The 19,808-nt window shown below is 73.3% G+C and carries 21 protein-coding genes; 11 read left to right on the forward strand and 10 right to left on the reverse strand.

Annotated features, from left to right (window positions below; genetic code table 11):
- Positions 1-38: 38 nt before the first annotated feature.
- Both rocD and ddaH read right to left on the reverse strand, forming a co-directional pair.
- Complete coding sequence (gene rocD / locus HUN58_RS02550) at positions 39-1,259, reverse strand: ornithine--oxo-acid transaminase (protein WP_180225858.1); 1,221 nt, start codon at positions 1,257-1,259, stop codon at positions 39-41.
- Positions 1,259-2,149, reverse strand: a complete 891-nt coding sequence (gene ddaH, locus HUN58_RS02555; protein ID WP_180225859.1) for a dimethylargininase — start codon at positions 2,147-2,149, stop codon at positions 1,259-1,261. The genes rocD and ddaH overlap by 1 nt, the downstream gene beginning before the upstream one ends.
- A 235-nt stretch (positions 2,150-2,384) precedes the next feature.
- Here ddaH and HUN58_RS02560 point away from each other — a divergent pair, with 235 nt between their 5' ends.
- The 8 genes from HUN58_RS02560 to HUN58_RS02595 all read left to right on the forward strand — a co-directional run bounded on the left by HUN58_RS02560 (position 2,385) and on the right by HUN58_RS02595 (position 7,888).
- Positions 2,385-2,822 carry an Lrp/AsnC family transcriptional regulator gene (locus HUN58_RS02560; RefSeq protein WP_058741615.1) on the forward strand — a complete coding sequence of 146 codons (438 nt, stop codon included), beginning with the start codon at positions 2,385-2,387 and terminating at the stop codon, positions 2,820-2,822.
- Between the two features lie 10 nt (positions 2,823-2,832).
- On the forward strand, positions 2,833-3,216 hold the full coding sequence (locus HUN58_RS02565) for a hypothetical protein (protein WP_114850624.1): 384 nt from the start codon (positions 2,833-2,835) through the stop codon (positions 3,214-3,216).
- 3 nt (positions 3,217-3,219) lie between these two features.
- Positions 3,220-4,050 carry a nitroreductase family protein gene (locus HUN58_RS02570; RefSeq protein ID WP_174779210.1) on the forward strand — a complete coding sequence of 277 codons (831 nt, stop codon included), beginning with the start codon at positions 3,220-3,222 and terminating at the stop codon, positions 4,048-4,050.
- On the forward strand, positions 4,047-4,829 hold the full coding sequence (locus HUN58_RS02575; RefSeq protein WP_180225860.1) for a YqjF family protein: 783 nt from the start codon (positions 4,047-4,049) through the stop codon (positions 4,827-4,829). The genes HUN58_RS02570 and HUN58_RS02575 overlap by 4 nt, the downstream gene beginning before the upstream one ends.
- An 86-nt stretch (positions 4,830-4,915) precedes the next feature.
- Positions 4,916-6,190 carry a phosphatidylserine decarboxylase family protein gene (locus tag HUN58_RS02580; protein ID WP_180225861.1) on the forward strand — a complete coding sequence of 425 codons (1,275 nt, stop codon included), beginning with the start codon at positions 4,916-4,918 and terminating at the stop codon, positions 6,188-6,190.
- 103 nt (positions 6,191-6,293) lie between these two features.
- Entirely contained in the window at positions 6,294-7,289 is a 996-nt protein-coding gene (locus HUN58_RS02585) for an SDR family oxidoreductase (protein WP_180225862.1), read from the forward strand.
- A 35-nt stretch (positions 7,290-7,324) separates the two neighbouring features.
- Positions 7,325-7,618: a hypothetical protein gene (locus tag HUN58_RS02590; protein ID WP_180225863.1), complete on the forward strand. Its 294-nt coding sequence runs from the start codon at positions 7,325-7,327 to the stop codon at positions 7,616-7,618.
- 63 nt (positions 7,619-7,681) lie between these two features.
- A complete protein-coding gene (locus tag HUN58_RS02595) occupies positions 7,682-7,888 on the forward strand; it encodes a hypothetical protein (protein ID WP_114850618.1) in 207 nt (68 codons plus the stop codon).
- Between the two features lie 51 nt (positions 7,889-7,939).
- Here HUN58_RS02595 and HUN58_RS02600 read toward each other — a convergent pair whose 3' ends face one another.
- Together HUN58_RS02600 and HUN58_RS02605 are read right to left on the reverse strand one after the other, a co-directional pair.
- Positions 7,940-8,695 (reverse strand): tyrosine-protein phosphatase, encoded by a 756-nt coding sequence (locus HUN58_RS02600; RefSeq protein WP_180225864.1) that lies wholly within the window; start codon positions 8,693-8,695, stop codon positions 7,940-7,942.
- Positions 8,688-12,266, reverse strand: a complete 3,579-nt coding sequence (locus HUN58_RS02605) for a bifunctional proline dehydrogenase/L-glutamate gamma-semialdehyde dehydrogenase (RefSeq protein ID WP_180225865.1) — start codon at positions 12,264-12,266, stop codon at positions 8,688-8,690. The genes HUN58_RS02600 and HUN58_RS02605 overlap by 8 nt, the downstream gene beginning before the upstream one ends.
- A gap of 119 nt (positions 12,267-12,385) precedes the next feature.
- Here HUN58_RS02605 and HUN58_RS02610 point away from each other — a divergent pair, with 119 nt between their 5' ends.
- Positions 12,386-12,862 (forward strand): MarR family winged helix-turn-helix transcriptional regulator, encoded by a 477-nt coding sequence (locus HUN58_RS02610; RefSeq protein WP_180225866.1) that lies wholly within the window; start codon positions 12,386-12,388, stop codon positions 12,860-12,862.
- A 422-nt stretch (positions 12,863-13,284) separates the two neighbouring features.
- Here the strand turns inward: HUN58_RS02610 and HUN58_RS02615 are convergent, their stop codons facing one another.
- From HUN58_RS02615 to HUN58_RS02630, 4 genes are all read right to left on the reverse strand, one after another.
- The gene (locus HUN58_RS02615; RefSeq protein WP_180225867.1) at positions 13,285-14,007 is read right to left on the reverse strand and encodes an anti-sigma factor; all 723 of its coding nucleotides are present in this window, start codon (positions 14,005-14,007) and stop codon (positions 13,285-13,287) included.
- Positions 14,004-14,513, reverse strand: coding sequence for a sigma-70 family RNA polymerase sigma factor (locus HUN58_RS02620; RefSeq protein ID WP_114850614.1), 510 nt, complete (start codon positions 14,511-14,513; stop codon positions 14,004-14,006). Before HUN58_RS02620 ends, HUN58_RS02615 begins: the two co-directional genes overlap by 4 nt.
- A gap of 2 nt (positions 14,514-14,515) precedes the next feature.
- Entirely contained in the window at positions 14,516-15,214 is a 699-nt protein-coding gene (locus HUN58_RS02625; protein WP_180225868.1) for a YceI family protein, read from the reverse strand.
- A 163-nt stretch (positions 15,215-15,377) separates the two neighbouring features.
- Positions 15,378-16,055 carry a hypothetical protein gene (locus tag HUN58_RS02630; RefSeq protein ID WP_141859738.1) on the reverse strand — a complete coding sequence of 226 codons (678 nt, stop codon included), beginning with the start codon at positions 16,053-16,055 and terminating at the stop codon, positions 15,378-15,380.
- A 250-nt stretch (positions 16,056-16,305) separates the two neighbouring features.
- On the opposite strand from HUN58_RS02630, the gene HUN58_RS02635 reads away from it, so the two are divergent.
- A complete protein-coding gene (locus tag HUN58_RS02635) occupies positions 16,306-17,169 on the forward strand; it encodes an NAD-dependent epimerase/dehydratase family protein (RefSeq protein WP_180225869.1) in 864 nt (287 codons plus the stop codon).
- Positions 17,170-17,273: 104 nt separating this feature from the next.
- Here HUN58_RS02635 and HUN58_RS02640 read toward each other — a convergent pair whose 3' ends face one another.
- Together HUN58_RS02640 and HUN58_RS02645 are read right to left on the reverse strand one after the other, a co-directional pair.
- Positions 17,274-17,462 (reverse strand): zinc transporter permease, encoded by a 189-nt coding sequence (locus tag HUN58_RS02640; RefSeq protein WP_180225870.1) that lies wholly within the window; start codon positions 17,460-17,462, stop codon positions 17,274-17,276.
- A gap of 263 nt (positions 17,463-17,725) precedes the next feature.
- Entirely contained in the window at positions 17,726-18,685 is a 960-nt protein-coding gene (locus HUN58_RS02645) for a DNA-3-methyladenine glycosylase (RefSeq protein ID WP_254631603.1), read from the reverse strand.
- A 73-nt stretch (positions 18,686-18,758) separates the two neighbouring features.
- Between HUN58_RS02645 and HUN58_RS02650 the strand changes: the two genes are divergently transcribed.
- Complete coding sequence (locus HUN58_RS02650) at positions 18,759-19,787, forward strand: 6-phosphofructokinase (protein ID WP_058741596.1); 1,029 nt, start codon at positions 18,759-18,761, stop codon at positions 19,785-19,787.
- Positions 19,788-19,808 lie beyond the last annotated feature (21 nt).

Raw genomic sequence — 19,808 nt, forward strand, 5'->3', positions numbered from 1 at the left:
CGCCTCGCGCCTCCCGTCCGTCGGGTGGTCGCGTCGCGTCAGCGCGCGGCCAGCACCTCGCCGAGGGTCCCGATCGCGAGCCGGACCTCGTCGTCGGTGACGACGAGCGGCGGCGCGAAGCGGATGGTCGACCCGTGGGTGTCCTTCACGAGCACACCGCGGTCGGCCAGGTCGTGCGCGATCTCCTTGCCGGTGCCGAGCGCGGGGTCGATGTCGATCCCCGCCCAGAGCCCGGCCACGCGGTGCGCCACGACCCCGCGACCGACGAGGTCGTCGAGCAGACCGCGCAGCAGCGGTTCGCCGGCGAGCGCCCGCTCCTGGAACGTGCCCTCGCCGAGCATCGCCACGACCTCGGTGCCGACGGCGGCCGCGAGGGGGTTGCCGCCGAACGTCGAGCCGTGCTCGCCCGGACGGAGGACGCCCAGGACGTCCCGGGAGCCGACGACCGCGGACACCGGGACGATGCCGCCGCCGAGCGCCTTGCCGAGGGTGACCAGGTCCGGCCGGACCCCGACGCGCTCGACGGCGAGGGTGTGGCCGGTGCGCCCGAGACCCGACTGGATCTCGTCGGCGACCAACAGGGCGCCGGACTCGTCGCAGATCGTCCGCACCTCGGGCAGGTAGGACTCCGGCGGGATGACGACCCCGCCCTCGCCCTGGATCGGCTCGAGCAGCACGGCGACGACGGTCTCGTCCATCGCCGCGCGGAGGGCGGCCGCGTCGCCGTACGGCACCGTGCGGAAGCCCGGCGTGTACGGGCCGAAGTCGTTGCGGGCGTCGGGGTCGTCCGAGAACGACACGATCGTGGTGGTGCGGCCGTGGAAGTTCCCGGACGCGACGACGATCGTGGCCTGTCCGGCCGGGACGCCCTTGACGCGGTAGCCCCAGGCGCGCGAGACCTTGATCGCCGACTCGACCGCCTCGGCCCCGGTGTTCATCGGGAGCACGAGCTCGGTACCGGTCAGTTCGGCGAGCGCCGACGCGAACGGGCCGAGCCGGTCGTTCACGAAGGCACGGCTCGTCAGGGTCACCCGGTCGAGCTGGGCCCGGGCGGCGTCGAGCAGCCGCGGGTTGCCGTGGCCGAAGTTCACCGCGGAGTACGCGGCGAGCCCGTCCAGGTAGCGCTTGCCGTCGACGTCCGTCACCCACGCACCGTCGCCGGACGCGATGACGACCGGGAGCGGGCTGTAGTTGTGGGCGAGGGAGCGGTCCTCGACGGCGAGCGCGGCCGAGGTTTTGGTCCCCGTCGCGGTGTGCATCAGGACCGCGCGACGGAGGTGTCGGTGCCGACGGGGTGCAGGTCGAGCGTGCAGCACTTCACGCCGCCGCCGCCGAGCAGGAGCTCGGACAGGTCGACGCCGATCGGGTTGTAGCCCTTCTCGCGGAGCTGCTCGGCGAAGGTCGTGGCGCGCGAGGCGATCACGACGTTGTAGCCGTCGGAGTACGAGTTCAGCCCGAGGATCGCGGCGTCCTCCTCGGTCGCGATGATCGCGTCGGGGAACCGCTCGCGCAGGATCGCCAGCGAGGGCTCGTCGAACGCGCTCTCCAGGTACGCGATGTTCGAGCGGCCGGAGGCGTCCGGCACCGGGTCGAGGATCGCGATCGCGGTGTCCAGGTGGTAGAAGTTCGGGTTCACGAGCTTCAGCGTGATGACCTGTCGGCCGTAGACCTTCGCGATCTCCTCGTGCGAGCTGCTGTCCGACCGGAAGCCCGTGCCGGCGAGGATGACGTCGTCGATGAGCAGGAAGTCCCCCTCGCCCTCGTTCGTCTCGACGGGCTCGGCGACGCGCAGGCCGGCGTCGCGGAACCAGTCCATGTACGCGGGGCCCTCGGGCTGGCGCTCGGGGTACTGGAACTTCGCGCCGTACGCGACGCCGTCGAGCACGAAGCCGCCGTTCGCCGCGTAGACCATGTCCGGCAGGCCCTCGATCGGCTCGATGTACGAGATGTCGAAGCCGAGCTGCTCGTAGACGTCGACGAGGGACTGCCACTGCTCGACGGCCTTCGACGTGTCGGTCGGCTCCTCCGGGTGCATCCACGGGTTGATCCGGTAGCTGACCGTGTAGTGCGTCGGCTTGCACATCAGGATCGTGCGCTTCGTGGCGACACGGGCCGGTGCTGCCTGCGGTTCGGTTGCGGTGTTCGACATCAGTCCTCCTGGGACCGGGGCCCGAGCCTGCCAGGAACCACCACGGGTGAAGCACTCCGGCGAGACGCAGGCTCACTCACCGCAGCGGACCAGGTCGACGCCGGCTCGATCCTTGCACGAACCGTCCACGCGGTGCAGCAACGGTTCGATCACGCCGTGGCACCCGTTCGGGTGACGCACGATTCCTGCGTCGGACCCACCGGACTCGCAAGAACCGCGCGTACGATTGACGAACATGGATACGCTCGACCACCGCATCCTGGACCAGCTCCGGGAGAACGCCCGCGCCGGGTACGGCGACATCGGGTCGGTGGTCGGACTCTCGGCCTCCGCCGTGAAGCGCCGGGTGGACCGGCTCGTCGCGGACGGGGTGATCCAGGGCTTCACGATCAAGGTCGACCCCGCGGTGGAGGACCGCGGGACCGAGGCCTGGGTCGAGCTCTACTGCCGCGGCACGGTCTCCCCCGACGAGCTCCGCACGCTGCTCGACACCGTGCCCGAGGTCGTCGACGCCGGGACCGTCACGGGCAGCGCCGACGCCGTGGTGCACATGCGGTCGCGGGACCTGTCGGCCCTCGAGCTGGCGCTCGACCGCGTCCGCCTCGCACCGCAGGTCGACCACACCCGCAGTGCGATCGTCCTCTCGAAGCTCGTCAGCCGCGAGTCCGCGTAGGGTCGCGTCCGTGGGACGTGGGACGACGGCCGGGAGGCACGGGGCTGCGTCCGGCACGTCGACGGCGGCCCGTCACCTGGTCGCCGCTGCGTCGGTCGCGTACCTGGCCAACTGCCTGTGGGGCACGGCGGTCGCCGTCCGCGTCATCCGGACGAAGAAGCTGCGGGTCGTGCACCACGGGCTGTTCGTCGCCACCGCGACGCTGACTGGCGTCGCCGCGACGACCCCGGTGTGGACCCGGGACCGCTCGGCGCTGTTCCTGCTCCCGGCACTCGTCCCGCTCGCCGTCGCCCCGCGCACGAACCCGCGCTCGCGAGCACACTGGAGAGTCGCGGTCGCCGCGGCACCGTCCTACCTGGGGGCGCTGCTCGCACGCGGGCGACCAGGAGGGTGATCCGTGGAGCTGTTCGAGGCGATCCGCCGCCGGCGCACGACGAACGGGGCGTTCCTGCCCGACCCTGTGTCCGAGGAGCACCAGCGGCTGCTCATGGAGCTCGCCGGACGGGCCCCCTCGCAGCTGAACAGCCAGCCGTGGCGGTTCGTCCTGGTCGAGGAGCGCCCGACGATCGAGCGCATCGCCGAGATCAGCGGGCGCTCGATGACCCGCACGATGGCCGAGGGGACGTTCTTCGAGCGGTACCGGCCGTACTTCCGGTTCTCGCAGGCCGAGATGGACGAGCGCCGCGACGGCATGCTCTTCGACAAGCTCCCCGGACCGCTCAAGCCCTTCACGAAGCAGGTGTTCACGAAGCGCGGGCAACTGCTCATGAACACGCTCCGGGTCCCGCACACCCTGGGTGAGGAGAACCGCCGGCTCGTCGCGGGGTCGCCGCTGCTGCTCGGCGTGCTGCTCGACCGCCACGAGTACCGGAAGGAGGAGCTGTCCGGCTTCTACTCGGTGTTCAGCATGGGCGCGGCGATGGAGAACGTCTGGCTCGCGACGACCGAGCTCGGCCTCGGGATCCAGTTCGTGTCGTTCCCGATGGAGACCCCCGGCGCGTGGGCGGAGATCGAGGGGCTCCTGCACGTGCCGGATTCGCTCGAGCTGATGGCCGTCTACCGGATCGGGTACCTGCCTCCCGAACGCCGTCGCCCCGCCATCGACTGGACGTCGAGCGAACGGAAGCGCGCCTCGCAGTACGTGTTCCGCGGGACCTGCGACACCCCGCAGCAGGGGTGGGACGACGCTCCCGTGGCGACCACCGCCGTGGACGGGAGCGACTCGTGACCGCCGGCCGGTCCGCCGGGGCGGAGCCGGGCCTCCAGGCCGTCGCCTCGGTCGCACCGGCCCTGCGGGGGCGACCGTGGATCTCGCAGGACTGGCTCGACGTCGTGTTCGTGCACTGGCGGGTCGACGTGTCGGCGGTCGCACCGCTGCTGCCGGCGGGTGCGCGGCCGGACACGATGGCGCTCGACGGCACCGACGACGGCACGACCACGTGGGTGGGTCTGATCGGCTTCCGGTTCACCGACACCCGCTTCCCGCCGCTCGGACCGCTCGGGCGGGCCGGCAGCGTCGGTGACTTCGTCGAGGTGAATGTCCGCGTCTACACGCGCGACGACCAGGGCCGACGCGGGGTCGCGTTCCTGTCGCTCGACGCGGGGAAGCTCCTGCCGACGGTCGGCGCGCGCGTCGCGACGGCGCTGCCGTACTGGTGGGCGCGCGCCGAGGTGCGGACCGGTGGCGGACGCGTCGGCTACGCGATGCGGCGGCACGGGACGCACCTGCGGTCGCTGTTCGAGGTCGAGGTCGGCGATGCCGTGGCGGAGCCGACCGCCCTCGAGACCTTCCTGACGGCGCGCTGGGGCATGCACGTGCGTCGGGCGGGGGCGACCCGGTACTGGCCGAACGAGCACGAGCCGTGGCCGCTGCACCGGGCGATGCTCCGGACGCTCCGGGACGACCTGGTCGCCGCGGCGGGACTGCCGTTCGGGCTCACCGGGCTCGAGCCGGACTCGGTGCTGTACTCCCCCGGCGTGACGACCCGGTTCGGCCGGGGCCGCTGACGGGCCGCGCCGCACCGAGCGGACCGCGCTGACGGATCGCGCCGTGCTGAGCAGACCGCCCGGCGGGCGTGAGTAGCCTCCGACCGGTGAACGACAGCGCGCACCAGCAGGACGTCCGACGCCGGGCGGGGTGGCTCCCGCAGGACCAGTCCGGGCTCGAGGGGTGGCTCCGCGGCCGCCGCGAGCGGCTGGACGAACGCGACCCCGACCGGGTCCTGCACCCGGCCGTCGCCGCGCTGCGGGACCTGGTCGAGGGCGACCCGCTGCTGCGCATGCAGGCGTCCGAGATGATCGCGCAGGTGCCGCAGGGCCGCGCGTACCGGGAACGACACCTTCGGAGCTTCGACGAGCTGCTCATGCTCGTCGACGACGTCGTGACGACGGCGCCGGAGTACAGCGACGAGCAGATGGTGATGACGCCCCTCGACGGCGTGCTCGACTGGACGAAGGCCACGCCGGCCGGCTTCGCCTTCTACCGGGACCCGCGGGTCAACGCGGCGATCCGCGGCATCCTGCAGGGCTGGTGCACGTTCCTGGACAGCGAGAGCTCGCTCCTCGTCCTGGTCGACGAGCCCTCGGGGTGGTTGAACGACTCCGCACGGCGGGCCCTCGGCATGGACCAGTTCGTGCACGACCCCGACGCCGAGCACTGGGGCTTCCCGTCGTGGAACGCGTTCTTCACGCGGGAGTTCAAGGAGGGTGCACGTCCCGTCGCGGCACCGGACGACGACGCCGTCGTGGTCAGCCCGTGCGAGGCGACGCCGTACCGGATCGCGAGCGGTGTCCACCGCCGTGACGACTTCTGGATCAAGGCCGAGCCGTACTCCGTCGAGGAGCTGCTCGCCGGCGACGAGTCCGTCGACCTGTTCGTCGACGGCACCGTGTGGCAGGCGTTCCTCAGCGCGCTCGAGTACCACCGCTGGCACAGCCCGGTGGCGGGGACGATCGTGCGCGCCTGGGTCGAGCCGGGCACCTACTACTCCGAGGCCGACTCGCAGGGCACCGACGCCGAGGAGCCGCAGCGGTCGCAGGGGTACCTCGCGCACGTGGCGACCCGGGCGATCGTGCTCGTCGAGGCGGACGACGCGGCGATCGGGACCGTCGCGGTGGTGTTCGTCGGGATGTCCGACGTGTCCTCGTGCGTGATCGGCGAGGGCGTCGAGGAGGGCGCGCACGTCGGCAAGGGCGACGAGCTCGGGTGGTTCCGGTTCGGCGGGTCGAGCGTCTGCGTGCTCTTCGGCCCCGGCGTCGTCGAGTCGTTCTCGCTCGGCGCGGTCCCGCAGGCCCCCGACGAGGAACCCGCCCTGCTGCACGTGCGGTCCCACCTGGCGACGGCCACGCGGCGCACGGACGAGCAGTAGCGCCCGGCCCGGCGCCGCGCGGACGGAGAGTCGCTCCGGTCCGGTCCCCACCGGGGTACGGCCCCTGGGTGGTCCCCCGTTGCGCGGTGCGTACAAGGGGAGCATGACGCGTGTGGCTGTGGTGACCGGAGGATCGGCGGGACTGGGACGGGCGACCGTCCGGGAACTCGCGGCACGCGGGTGGGACGTCGCCGTCCTGGCCCGTGGACGCGACGGGGTCGAGGCCGCGGTCGCCGAGGTCGAGGCCGCCGGTCGTCGGGGCCTGGCGCTCGTCGCCGACGTGTCCGACCGGCAGGCCGTCGAGGACGCCGCGGACCGGGTCGAGCAGGAGCTCGGGCCGATCGACCTGTGGGTGAACGGCGTCATGGTCGGGGTGTTCGGGAAGTTCCTGGACACCGCGGCCGAGGACTTCGAGCGCGCCCTGCACGTCACCTACCTCGGGTTCGTGAACGGCACCCGCGCAGCGCTGCGTCGCATGGTGCCCCGCGACCGCGGACACGTCGTGCAGGTCGGCTCGGCGCTGGGCTTCCGCGGCATCCCGCTGCAGGCCGCCTACTGCGGGGCGAAGCACGCGATCGTCGGGTTCACCGAGTCGGTGGTGTCCGAGCTCGAGCAGCAGGGCAGCAAGGTGGCGGTGTCCCGCGTGGACATGCCTGCGCTCAACACGATCCAGTTCCAGTGGGTGCAGTCGACGCTGCCGCACCTGGCGCAGCCGGTCGCACCGACCTACCAGCCGGAGGTCGGCGCCCGCGCGATCGCCACGGTCGCCGAGCGGCCCCGCCGACGGACCTGGGTGGGCGAGTCGACGGTCTACACGATCCTCGGCAACCGGATCAGCGGGCGCTTCGCCGACTGGTACGCGGCGAAGACCCTCGTCTCGGGGCAGCAGGCGCCGCAGAAGGACGGGAACCAGATCGGGGTCAACCTGTACGAGCCGGTCCCGGGTGACCACGGCGCGCACGGGGTGTTCGACGACTCCGCGCACGCGTGGTCGCCGCAGACCTGGTGGGTGGAGCACCGCCGGCTCGGCAACGGCCTGCTCGGTGCCGCGCTCGGGATCGCCGGGGCGGTCGCCCTCGCGGCCGGACGTCGTCGATGAGCCGGTCGGCACGGGACGGTCGGGGAGTCGAGGTCGTGCGCGCAGGCGTCGGCGTCGCGCACCTGGTGCTCGCGGGACGACGCGGTGCGCCGCACCGGGTCCTGCACGGGGTGCTCGCCGTCCGACAGACCGGGCAGGCGGCCGTCACCGCACGGATCGGCACGGCCGACGCCCACACCGCCGGTGCCGTCGTGGACGTCCTGCACGGCGCCACGATGCTCCCGCTGCTCCTGCTCCCCCGGTTCCGCCGGTTCGCCCTCGGTCAGGCCGTGCTCGCGGTGCTGCTCGCGGTCGCGGAGGTCGCGTCGGTCGGACGCGGACGCCGCTGACGGCAGCGCGCCTTCCGCACAGGGCCACGCTCGCGCACGAGGGCACGGCGTAGCGTCCGGGGCATGAGCAACCACGACGAGGGCGTCCAGACCGAACCGGTGATGGACGGCGCGAACGAGGCCACGAACCACGAGAAGCTGCGCGGGCTGATCGAGCAGGTCGACCACGACCACCACGGCGAGGGCGCCGGCGCGATGGCCGACCACCTCCGCGACCGGATGGACGAGACCGGCGTCGAGGACGAGGACGGCGCAGCCACGGAAGACTGACGGCGCGCGTCCGTCGCGCTCCGGCCGCGTGTTCCGGACTGGAGGCACGGCTCACGTGACGCGCGCGCGGAACGTGCGCAGGGCCTCCAGTCGGTCGTCGTCGAGTCCTGACGACGCGACGAACCCGTCGACGTCGAACGCCGCCAGTGCCGCGCGGAACGCGTCGGCGGACGTCGTGCCGTGCTCCGCGCAGAGCGCGTCGATGCGCACCTGTTGGTCCGGCACCCCGAGCGTCGCCCACAGGGCGGCGAGGTCCGTGACGCTGACCAGGTGGTCGGCGACGATCGCCTCGGGCTCGACGTCGGCGATCGTCAGGAGGGCGAGCGCGACCACGCCCGTGCGGTCCCGGCCGGCGGCGCAGTGGAACAGCACGCCACCCGGGCCCGCGTCCGCGATCGCGGCGAGGGCGGCCCCGGTGCGCCCGGGCAGCTCGCGGAGGTGCGCACCGTAGTACAGCGGCGTCGCGACGAGACCGTTCTCCCAGTAGCGGTCCCAGAACGCCGGGGCGTCGTCGCGACCGTCGTGGTCGATCGCGACCGTCGTGACCCAGGACGGCCGCGGGCGCTCGTCCCGTGCACGCTCGTCGGGCGCCCGGAGGTCGACGATCGTCCGGATCCCGGCGTCGTGCACCGCGCGCCAGCCCTCCGCCGTCAGCCGGTCGACGTTCTCGGACCGGAACACGCGGCCGGTCGGGGTCGTCGTGCCGTCCCGTCGCGGCAGGCCGCCGAGGTCGCGGGCGTTCACGAGACCGTCGGCGACGAGCCGGCGCAGGTTCCCGGGCCGGGCGGGTCCGGACGCGTTAGACACGGAGCGCCGCGAAGGCCGGGTCGACGTCGCCGAAGCGGTGCGCGGTGATCGCGATCGACTGCTCCCGCAGGTAGTGCAGCATCTCGACGACGCCGGACTCGACGACCGGGGCGTCCACCACATCGACGTCCACGCTCGCGCCGAGGGCTTCCTCGAGCGCGAGGGGATCGCCCCCGACGATCCGGATGCGGGCGCCCGGGCCGCCGAACGCCGCGGTCGTCGGGCGTTCCTGGCCCTCGGTCTGGGCGAGCACGGCCTCGAGCGCGTCCTGCGGCTCGTCGCCCGTGCTCCAGTCGCTGCGGAAGACGGCGCCGGACGCCGCACGGCCCAGGAAGTCCTCGTCGGACTCGACGAGGTGGTCGACGACGTCGAGCGGTGACCGGGGTCCGGCGAGCAGCTGGGTGAGGGGGCCGGGCAGGGGACGTGCCGTGCTCAGCAGGACGTGGGCGCGCGCCGAGGTCGCGGCGACGAGCGTCCGGACCAGGGCACCCGTCGGAGCACCCTCGGCGTGCCGGACGACGACCGACCGGGGACGCCAGCGGTGGACGTTCCGCTCGACGCCGAGGCCGGCCGGGTCCTGCGAGCGGCCGTACAGCGACTGACGGGCGCGGACGTCGCTCAGGGCGCCGGCGCGGACGTGGTCGAACTCCTCGAACGACAGGCCGCTGCGGGCCGCCTCGATGAGGGCCGTCACGCGCGACGGCAGCCCGGTGAGCTGGATGCTCTTGTGCACGCTGCGCGGGACGGACTCCCACCGGCCGAGCGTCGCGACGTCGAGCGGACCGCCGGTCTGGGCGCCGGGACCGACCGACGAGGCCTTCCAGCCGCCGGTCGGACGCCGACCCACGACGGCACCGGTGGTCCGACGGTTGACGACGAGTTCGCCGGCCTGGACCGACGCCACCCAGGTGCCGACCTCGTCGACGTCCAGCGAGTGGAGCCCGGCGACGAGCCCGGAGTCGGGGCCGTTCTGCACCGCGATCGCCTGCTCGAGGGTCTCGACGTGCAGGATCCCCAGGACGGGCGCCGCGGCCACGTCGTGGTGGAAGGCGCTGCCCGGACGGACCCCGTCGCGGATGCCCGGCGACCAGAGCCGCCCGGTGTCGTCGAGCGGGGCGGGCTGCACGAGCCACGACTCGCCCGGTCCGAGCTCGGTGAGCGCGCGGAGCACCGCACCGCTCGGCTCCGAGACGAGCGGACCGACCTGGGCGGTGGGGTCGTGCGGCCACGCGACCCGGAGCGTCCGGGTGGCGTCGACGAGCTGTCGGCGGAACCGCTCGCTCTCGACGACGGAGCCGACGAGCACGACGAGGGGCGCGGTGGCGCGGTCCTGGCCCGCCTGGCCGAACGCGGAGTGCACGACGTCCTGGGCCGCCTGGTCGAGGTCGGCGCTCGGCGTCACGACGACGGTGTTCCGGCTGCTCGTCGCCGCGGTGAGCGGCAGACCCGCCCGCCACCAGCGGAACGAGCGCGCGGTGTCGGTCGTCCCCGTCAGGAGCACGCGGTCGACGGTCGGGTGCGCCACGAGGTCACGGCCGAGCTGGTCGACGTCGAGGTCGACGAGCTGCAGCAGGGAGTGCGGGACCCCGGCGTCCCAGAGCACGTCGGCGAGCACCGCGCCGGAGCGTCCGGCTCGCGGCGAGGGCTTGAGGACGACACCGCTGCCCGCGGCCAGCGCGGCCGTGATGCCGGCGGCGGCGATCGCGACGGGCGCGGTCCAGCTCGGGACGACGACGGTCAGGCGCGGGGGCACGAAGCGGGCGCCGTCACCGTCGAGCCCGGCGAGGTGCCGTGCCCGGTCCGCCGCGTGGTGGGCGAGGTCGACCGCCCGGGTGACCTCGGTGTCCGCCTCGGTCAGGGTCTTGCCGGTCTCGGCGACGAGCACCTCGACCAGGTCCGCACGATGGGACGCGAGCTCGTGGCCGATCAGGTCGAGGAGTTCGGCGCGGTCCCCTGGATCCTGGCGACCCCAGTTCACGCCGGCCTGCGCGGTGCGCGCGACGATCCGCTCGAGCTTCGACCGGTCGGCGGTCCGGGCGCCGCGCAGGGTCTGCACCCCGAGCCGCGACGACGGCACCCGGCTCAGGACGTCGGCGGCCCACGCGCGGTTGCCCGGGGTCGAGGGATCGGTGTCGGCAGCGTTCTCGAAGGCCGTCCGGATCGTCGGGCTGCCCAGGGGCTGTCGGCGGTCCTGGGTGCGGTGGGTCGCGGGCACCGGCTCGTCGAGGGCGTCGAGGGCCTCGCGGTGCCGCGCGGCCTGCTGCTCCAGCGCGTCGGGGTCGACCGGCCCGGCGCCGATCGCGGCGACGAAGTACTCGGGACCGGCGTTCTCCTGCAGGCGTCGGGCCAGGTACCCGATGGCCGCGTCGAAGTGGTCCGGCTGCACGACCGGCACGCCGAGCACGATCGGCCCGACGTCCTGGCGCACGGCGTCGGTCGTGCCCGTGCCCATCCCGAGCAGCATCGCGACCCGGACCCCGTCGGCCACCCCGCGCCGGCCGGCGAGCACCCACGCGGTCGCGAGGTCGAACAGGTTGTGACTGCCGACCTCGACCCGCACGGCGTCGATCCGCTCCGGCGTCAGGGCGGCGTCGAGCAGCCGGAGGTACGCGGTGTCGGTCTCGCGCTTGGATCCCCACGTGGCGAGCGGCCAGCCGCGCAGGACGGACTCGACCCGTTCGGTGGGGAGTTCGGCGCCCTTGACGAGCCGCACCGTGACGGGCGCGCCACCGCGTGCCCGACGCTCCTGCGCCCACGTCGTCAGGTCGTCGAGGGCCGCCGCGGTGTCCGGCAGGGCGGCCTGGAGCGTGATCCCGGCCTGCAGCCCGGTGAACTCGTCGCGGTCGAGCAGCGCCCGGAACACCGCGATCGTCAGGGCCTGGTCGGCGTGCAGGCCGGCCTGCAGGGTGACCGCGCCGGCGGGCCGACCGAGCGCCATCGGAGCGGCAGCCGCCCGGAACAGCGGCACGAGCCGGTCGACCGCGCGCTCGACGGTCCGGTCGGGGGCCCACGGCGCGAGCTGCGGCACGACGCTGCGCAGCGAGACCGCCACGCGGTCCACGTCCGGTCGTTCGAGCAGCTCCACGGTCGCCTGCAGCCGTCGGTCGCTCTCGGCGCTGCCGAGGACGGCGTCGCCGAGCAGGTCGACCTCGACCAGGGTGCCCGCGCCGCCGACCTTCGCCAGGGCGGACCCGAGCTTGGCGGGGGTCGCGTCGACGACGAGGTGTCCGGCGACGCGACGCAGGATCCGGCGCGCGGTCGGCACCACGGCCCACGGCGCCATGGTCGCGAAGCCGCCACCGAGGGTCACCGCGCCGCGGAGGTACCAGGCCAGGTCCTCCGGCACGTCCTGGCTGACCTGCTCGAGCACCCGTGCCGCGACCCGCGGGTCCTCCGGCCGGACCACCCGGTCGAGGAACCCGCGCGTGAAGGCGAGGCCCTGCTCGTCCCGGAGCACCTGGGCCAGTCGGGCTGCGCCGGCGTCGGGCTTGCGTCCCGCGGACGCCGCCGTCCACCGTCGCACCAGGGCGACGGCGTCGTCGGTGCAGTCCTGCAGTCGCGCGCTCGGCATGCCCCTGATCGTATGCCGAGCCGCCGACGCCACCTCGGAGCGTGCTGGACGTGCCGTGGAGGTCGTCCGGACGGATGATCCTGGTGGACGCCGACGCGCCGGTGGATACGCTGAGCGGCATGTCGACGGAGGGCAGCGGTGACCACGACTGGGCCACCTGGGACGCGTACCACGACGCCTGGCGACGGCTCGACCGGGCCCTCGACCGGGCGGTGCAGGAGGGGGCGGGGATCTCCGTCCCCGAGTTCGAGATCCTGATCGGCCTGCACCGCGATCCCGAGCACCGCCTGCGGGTCCGCGACATCTCGGCGGGCATCGGCTGGGAGAAGTCGCGCGTCAGCCACCAGGTGACGCGCATGGTCGCGCGCGGTCTGGTCGTCCGCGCCGACTGCCCGCAGGACGGGCGCGGCAGCTGGGTGGAGATGACGCCGGACGGGCGGCGCGCGGTCCTCGCCGGGATCCGCGCGCACACGGGCGCGCTCGAGGAACTGTTCTGGAGGCCCGTGGGGACGGATGCGGACACGCTGCGGTCGGTCAGTGCGCGCCTGGACGAGGCCGTCGGCCCAGACGACCACGAGGGCCCCGCCGCCGATTGAACGGCACGACGAACGCTCCGGCGGTTTGCACATCAGTACTGCAGTTCTACGAGTCAACCACTACCGTCGTGATCGCGGAGTCCAGCGCACTCCGGTTCACCAGCGAAGGAGTTGCCCGTGTCGTTCCGCGCTGCGCGTGAGGGCAGAGCAGCAGTGAAGATCCTGACCGATCTCACGTTCTCGATCACGGTAGCGGGCTTCCTCCTCGCCTCGAGCTCAGCGATGTTCGCTGCCACGCTCGACACCCCTGCCCGCCCACTCGGTGTCCTCGCCTCCGGGGTCGCCGTCGGACTGAGCGGGATCTCCGTCGGCACGGTCGCGCGACTGCGTCACGCGCGCCGACACGGAGATCGGGCCCGCTAGCAACGACGACCCGCTCGATCGCGGGCCTCCCCGGCGCAGCCGGGGAGGCCCGCGATCCGTCAGAGGTGCACGTCGGCCAGGACGCCGGACTCCCCGCGGAGCCGGACCTCGACGGTCGCGATCTCGTCGCGGGGGATGTCGGTCGAGGCGGAGAGCCCGCGGGCCTCGGCGCCGGCGGCCGACCACGACGCCACGGTCTGCACGGTGCCGTCGGTGCGGACCACCACGAGGTCGTACATCACCGAGCCGTCCGACGACCACTGCTTGCCGCCGTACGAGCACCCCCAGTCGAAGCGCGTGCCCCACTGCTCCCCGCTGACCGCGAGGTCGACGTCGAGACCCTGCGAGCCGGTCATCGTGTAGCGGTCCCCCGGGCCGGCGGCGGTCGGCGACGCACCGGCCTGGACGGTACCGCGCTCCCCGGCCGTGCCGACGGCGAGCCCGCCGAGCACGGCGGCGACGACCGCGAGCCCCGCGGTGGCCGCGACCCAGACCCGGCGGCGACGGCGACGGTGCCGGACGCGGTGCGCGACGGAGGCGAGGGTGCCCGCGGAACCGGTGTCGTGCCTCCCGTCCGGGTCGGCGATCTCGATCGCCTGGTCGGCGGGCAACTTGCCCAGCAGGCCGGGCAGACCGACCAGCTCGGCGACCGCTGCGGTGCAGCGGGGGCACGACTCCAGGTGCCGCTCGTACTCCAGCCGCTCGTCGGCGGGCAGGGAGCCCAGCACGTAGGCGGCGTCCCACTCGGCGTAGCGGTCGTGCGCGGTCGGGTCCACGCTCATCGGGTCACTCCTCGTTCCTGCAGGGCGAGCCGGAGGGCTCGCAGCCCGTAGTGCAGCCGCGACTTCGCGGTGCCCTCGGGGATGTCGTGTCGTCGGGCGATCTCGGGGACCGTGTGCCCCAACCAGTAGGCGTCGACCACCACGCGGCGGTGCTCGGCACTCAGCGATGCCAGTGCGTCGGCGACCACGATGCGGTCGAGGACGGCGTCGGTGCGGTCGGCCTCGGCACGGTCGACCGGGTGTTCGGAGCCCTGCTCGCGTCGGTTGCGGGCGGAGCGGGCGTCGTCGACGACCAGGTTGCGGGCGACCGTGAAGAGCCAGGCGCGTGCGCTGTCCGGCGCGAGCTCGAGGACGGCCGGACGCTGCCACGCGCGGACCATGGTCTCCTGGACGACGTCCTCGACGATCGAGCCGTCCCGCGTCAGGTGCCGGACGTACCGCGTGAGTGCGTCACCGTGCTCACGGTGCAGCGTCGCCAGCAGTTCGTCAGCGGGACGGCCCGTCATCGTCACTTCCTCAGGTCGAGGGAGAACTCGACGGAACCCTTGTCGTCGACGGTGACGAACCCGAGCGACGGGGCCTGGACGCCGTAGTCGGCGAAGGTGATCGGCACGCTGCCGACGACCTGGACGGTGCCGCCCTGGCCGACGGCGACCTGCGCGTCGGCGCTGACGGGCTTCTCGACGCCGTGCAGGTCCATCGTGCCGGTGAGGGTCACGTCCTGGGCGGTGCCGTCGAGCGCCTTCGAGACGTCGACGGGCTGGGTGAGCGTGAACGTCGCGGTGGGGAACTTGGCGGTCTCCAGCGCCTTGTCGCGGAAGTACGCGTCGCGGGCGGCCTCCGGCGTGCTGATCTTGCCGACCTGCACGGTGACCTCGGCCTTCGTGAGGGAACCGCCGGCGACCTCCGCCGTGCCCTCGACGTCCTTCGTGCGACCGACCACGTTCACATCATTCCCCTGCAGGACCTCGTGCACGCGGTAGCCCGCGTACGACGTGCCCTTGCTCGTCCAGGTGCCGTTCGCCTCGCTCGCGGTGAGCGACCCGGCGGCGCCGGACGCGCTCGCGCTGAGGGAGGGTGCGGCGGCGGCCTGGCCGTTGACCGTGTCCGCGTAGATGACCGGGCCGGCGATCGCGGCGGCGGCCCCGATGACGACGACGCCCGAGGCGATGCCGATGATGACCTTCGTACGTGTGCGGAGTCCCATACCTCGACGACGAGACGGGGCACCGGATCGTTCAGATCTCGTCGGAGCAGTTTGCGTCCGCCGGGGCGGCGGTCGCTGCTCCGGGCGCGCGAACGGCGCCGTCCCGGGTGGGGCGACGCCGTTCGTGTGGTGCGGTGCGGTGCGGTGGTGTTCCGCGGGGGTGTTACTTGATCTGTGCGGTGATGGTCGCGGTCCCGACGAGGAGACCACCCTTGACCGCGTCGGTCTTGAAGGTGCTGTTGAGCAGCTTCGCGGCGTCGTCGGAGACGTGGACCGTGGTGCCGGTCAGGATCGCGTTGTCACCCTCGAGCTGCAGCGGCTTGAGCGTGCCACCGTGCAGCGAGAACAGGTACGCGTTGGACGCGGCGACCTGGCCGTTGACCAGGACGTCACCGTAGAGCTTGGACGAACCCGGGTTCACCACGAAGTTCTCCAGCGTCACCGTCGTGTCACCGGCCTTGAGCGTCAGGCCCGAGTCGTCGTGGTCCAGCAGCCCCTGCACGTACGGGCGGTAGTTGCCGTCCGGCGACCAGTACGTCACCGAACCGGCCGTGATCGGGAACGACACCGACCCGTTCTCCAGCTTCGCGTTGCCCGACACACCCGGGGTCAGGCCCAGCGAGGTCAGCGCGTCGGTGAAGCCCTTGTCCAGCGCGACGGCGGTGTTGCCGCCCTTGACCTCCGGCACCGACGCGACCGGGCCGGGGATCTTCGACGAGGACGAGGAGACGGTGTGGACGGTGCCGTCGGCCTGCGCGGCGGACACACCGAACGCAGCACCGCCCAGCACGAGGGCGCCCGTGGTGGCGAGGGTGATCGAGGTCTTCAGGCTCTTACGCATGAGTTCGTTCCTTTCGTGGTCGCGCTCGGCGCGATTTCCCTGTATGCGCGCCGAACACACCCCGGACAGGGGTGGAGAACCAGCTGTCTGCGACTGGTGAGCGCTCCGGGATTTTCCCGGCTGTTGCATCTGATTCGGGAGCCTACGGAGATCGGTTTGGCCGGATTCAGCGACGTTATCGTTCTGTTACCAAATCGGGGGACGAAGCGTCGCGACACCGCCGGCACGGTCTCCGTGGCAGGGTCGAGGTGTGCAGCACACGAAGACCGCCGTCATCGCCGGGTGCGGGGACCTCGGGACCGAGGCCGGACTCCGCTTCGCGGAACAGGGGTACAGGGTGGTCGGGCTCCGACGCCGGGCCGAACGCGTCCCGGAGCCGATCATCAGTCGGAGCATCGACCTGCGTCGTGCCGTGCCGACCGTCGACCCGGACACCGCGGTCGTCGTGGTGACGTTCGCCGCGGGTTCCCGTGACGTCGACGAGTACCGCGCGACCTACGTGGACGGTCTGCGGAACGTGCTCGACGGCGTCGACGCGTCCGGGGCCTCGCCGCGGTTGGTCGTGGTGTCCTCGACCGCGGTGTACGACGAGTCCGACGGCGGCGAGGTCACCGAGGAGACCCCGGCACGTGCGGCGACGCCGACCGCTGGTGTGCTGCTCGAGGCCGAGGAGCTGCTGCGCGCCCGACGCCCGGACGCCGTGCTCGTGCGGCTCTCCGGGATCTACGGCCCCGGGCGGGAACGGTTGATCGACCAGGTGCGGGACGGCTCCGCCCGGCTGGCCCCCGTCGCGGGCGGCTCACCGCACACGAACCGGATCCACCGGGACGACGCCGCCGCGGCGCTCGTGCACCTGGCGACCGTCCCGGATCCGGCGCCGACCTACCTGGGGACGGACGACGAACCGGTCCGGCTCGACGACGTGCTCGTGTTCCTGGCCGGCGAGCTCGGCAAGCCGGAGCCGCCGCGCGCCGAGGCGTCCGGGCGGCAGGCGGGCGGCGACAAGCGGCTGTCGAACGCGCTCCTGCGGTCGACGGGGTGGGAACCGCGGTACCCGACCTTCCGCGAGGGGTACCGCGCGGTGCTCACGGGCGAGGGCGTGCGGCACCCCTGACCCGACGCCGTGGTCGCCTCGCGCTCGTCCGGTCGCGGTGACGGACGGGAGGCCCGTGGCGACTCCGCCACAAGCCTGCCGTCCGTCACGTCCTGCGCGGGCGATCAGTGCTCGTCGTAGTGGTCCTCGTGACGAGCATGACGGTGGCCGTCGTGCACGAAGTCGACGTGGTCGCCGTGCTCGACGGTCTCGTGCTCACCGCCGTCCTGCTCGTGGTCGTGCTCGGCGACGTCGTGCTCGGCGACGCGGTGCTCGTCACCCTCGGCTGCGGGCGTGGTGTTCGGATCGGTCATGATTCCTCCTGAGATCGGTTCTCAACTGGATGCTACGCCGCGCGCTCACCTCCGTCCGCCCGGTCCGCGAGCGGGCCACATCTGGGACGCCCGGCGGCCTGCGGCGACGTGTTGCACCCACTCGGCGGGACGCGCGCGGGGTGTCGTGCCCGCTCGCGACGCACCGCACAGCGCCCACGCGCCCGCTCCGCGCACCACGCGCCCGCTCCGCGCACCACCCGCCCGCCCCGCACACTGCCCCCCAGGTGCAGCCGCCCGGCCACTCAGTGGAACCGGTGGTCCTGGATCGTCATGCGCGGCCCGAACGCCGGCTTCCGGAAGCCCGAGCCCCCGATCAACCGCACGACCCGCTCCCGGTGCCCCCGCCAGGGTTCGAGGAGCTCGAGCATCCCGTCGTCGTCCACCGGCGCCCCGGTGAGCGCCCACCCGACGAGCGCCGGCACGTGGTAGTCCCCGACACTCGGCGAGTCCGGGTCGCCGTGCGCACGCTGCGCGGTCTCGGCAGCGGTCCACCGGCCGATCCCGGGCACCGACTGCAGCCGCTCGGCCACGACCGCTCCCCCACGGCCGAGCCCGAGGGTCCGCTCGAGCGCCGGGGCGACCCGCATCGCCCGCATCACGGTCGCCGACCGACCGGGTTCGATGCCGGCCCGGTGCCACTCCCAGCTCGGGATCCGGGCCCACTGCTCCGCGGTCGGCTGCACGAACATGCCGTCGGGCGCCGGCCCGGGTGCGGGTTCACCGAATCGCCGCAGCAGGTACCGCCAGGCGCGCCAGGCCTGGCGCGAGGTCACCTTCTGCTCCATGACCGCCGGCACGAGCATCGCGACGACCGTGTTCGTGCGGAGCAGGCGGAGCCCCGGTTGGCGGTGGCGCGCCTCGGCCAGGAAGGGGTGCGCCCGTACGTCCAGGTCGGACCAGTCGTCGCCGCGGCCGAGCAGGTCCGGGGCGTGCTCGACCGCCCACCCGGCGCCGTCGCCCCACGCCGACACCGCGACGGCGTCCGCGCCCGCCCGCCGGACGAGCACCGAGGCCGCGCCGGTCGGCGTGCGCAGGGCGAGCCACGTGTCGGCGCCGACCACCTGGAAGGCGGGGTCGCCGGAGCCGCGCTGCAGGGGCCGGAGGGTCGCGCGGACGTCCAACGCGCCTCCAGGCCGGTAGACCGTGTCCACGCGACCGGCCGCAGCCGACGGGGCGACGGCGACGGGAGACGGCAGGGACACACGGGGATGGTAATGCCACACCACCGTCGGACATGATGGGACCGTCCCCGCACCACCCGACAAGGGAGTCTCCATGCGCATCGGCATCCTCACCTCCGGAGGCGACTGCCCCGGCCTGAACGCGGTCATCCGCGGCATCGTGCTCAAAGGCATCGCGATCCACGGACACGAGTTCGTGGGGTTCCGCGACGGCTGGCGGGGCGTCGTCGACGGCGACATCGTGCCGCTCGGGCGCAAGGACATCCAGGGCATCGCGAAGCAGGGCGGGACCATCCTCGGCACAAGCCGGACGAACCCGTTCGAGGGGCCGAACGGCGGCGTCGAGAACATCACGGCGACGCTCGAGCGGCACGGCATCGACGCGATCGTCGCGATCGGCGGTGAGGGCACCCTCGCGGCCGCGAAGCGCCTGACCGACGCGGGGCTCAAGATCGTGGGCGTCCCGAAGACCGTCGACAACGACCTCGGCGCGACCGACTACACGTTCGGCTTCGACACGGCCGTCGCGATCGCGACCGAGGCGATGGACCGCCTGCGCACCACCGGCGAGTCGCACTCCCGCTGCATGGTCGCCGAGGTGATGGGCCGCCACGTCGGATGGATCGCGCTGCACTCCGGGATGGCCGCCGGCGCACACGCGATCCTCATCCCGGAGCAGAAGACGAGCATGGAACAGATCGCCGAGTGGGTGCGGTCGGCCTACGACCGTGGCCGCGCCCCGCTCGTCGTGGTCGCCGAGGGCTTCGTCCCCGACCACGAGGACAACGCGCACACCGAGCGCGGGCTCGACGCGTTCGGGCGGCCGCGGCTCGGCGGCATCGGGGAGCGCCTCGCGCCGATGATCGAGGAGCTGACGGGCATCGAGACGCGGGCGACGACGCTCGGGCACATCCAGCGCGGCGGGACGCCGACCGCGTACGACCGGGTGCTGTCGACCCGGCTCGGGCTCGCGGCGATCGACTCCGTCGTCGAGGGTCGCTGGGGCCGGATGGTCGCGCTGCAGGGGACGGACATCGTGCACGTCTCGTTCGAGGACGCGCTCGGGGAGCTCAAGACGGTGCCGCAGGACCGCTACGACGAGGCCGCGATCCTGTTCGGGTGAGCGGCGGGTGCCGTTCCGCGC

Source organism: Curtobacterium sp. Csp1 (assembly GCF_013347185.1).

Excerpts from the sequence above, each read along its gene's own strand:
- rocD (WP_180225858.1), bottom strand. The coding sequence starts at position 1,259 with ATGCACACCGCGACGGGGACCAAAACCTCGGCCGCGCTCGCCGTCGAG.
- ddaH (WP_180225859.1), bottom strand. The coding sequence starts at position 2,149 with ATGTCGAACACCGCAACCGAACCGCAGGCAGCACCGGCCCGTGTCGCC.
- HUN58_RS02560 (WP_058741615.1), top strand. The coding sequence starts at position 2,385 with ATGGATACGCTCGACCACCGCATCCTGGACCAGCTCCGGGAGAACGCC.
- HUN58_RS02585 (WP_180225862.1), top strand. The coding sequence starts at position 6,294 with ATGACGCGTGTGGCTGTGGTGACCGGAGGATCGGCGGGACTGGGACGG.
- HUN58_RS02595 (WP_114850618.1), top strand. The coding sequence starts at position 7,682 with ATGAGCAACCACGACGAGGGCGTCCAGACCGAACCGGTGATGGACGGC.
- HUN58_RS02605 (WP_180225865.1), bottom strand. The coding sequence starts at position 12,266 with ATGCCGAGCGCGCGACTGCAGGACTGCACCGACGACGCCGTCGCCCTG.
- HUN58_RS02610 (WP_180225866.1), top strand. The coding sequence starts at position 12,386 with ATGTCGACGGAGGGCAGCGGTGACCACGACTGGGCCACCTGGGACGCG.
- HUN58_RS02615 (WP_180225867.1), bottom strand. The coding sequence starts at position 14,007 with ATGAGCGTGGACCCGACCGCGCACGACCGCTACGCCGAGTGGGACGCC.
- HUN58_RS02620 (WP_114850614.1), bottom strand. The coding sequence starts at position 14,513 with ATGACGGGCCGTCCCGCTGACGAACTGCTGGCGACGCTGCACCGTGAG.
- HUN58_RS02625 (WP_180225868.1), bottom strand. The coding sequence starts at position 15,214 with ATGGGACTCCGCACACGTACGAAGGTCATCATCGGCATCGCCTCGGGC.
- HUN58_RS02630 (WP_141859738.1), bottom strand. The coding sequence starts at position 16,055 with ATGCGTAAGAGCCTGAAGACCTCGATCACCCTCGCCACCACGGGCGCC.
- HUN58_RS02640 (WP_180225870.1), bottom strand. The coding sequence starts at position 17,462 with ATGACCGATCCGAACACCACGCCCGCAGCCGAGGGTGACGAGCACCGC.
- HUN58_RS02650 (WP_058741596.1), top strand. The coding sequence starts at position 18,759 with ATGCGCATCGGCATCCTCACCTCCGGAGGCGACTGCCCCGGCCTGAAC.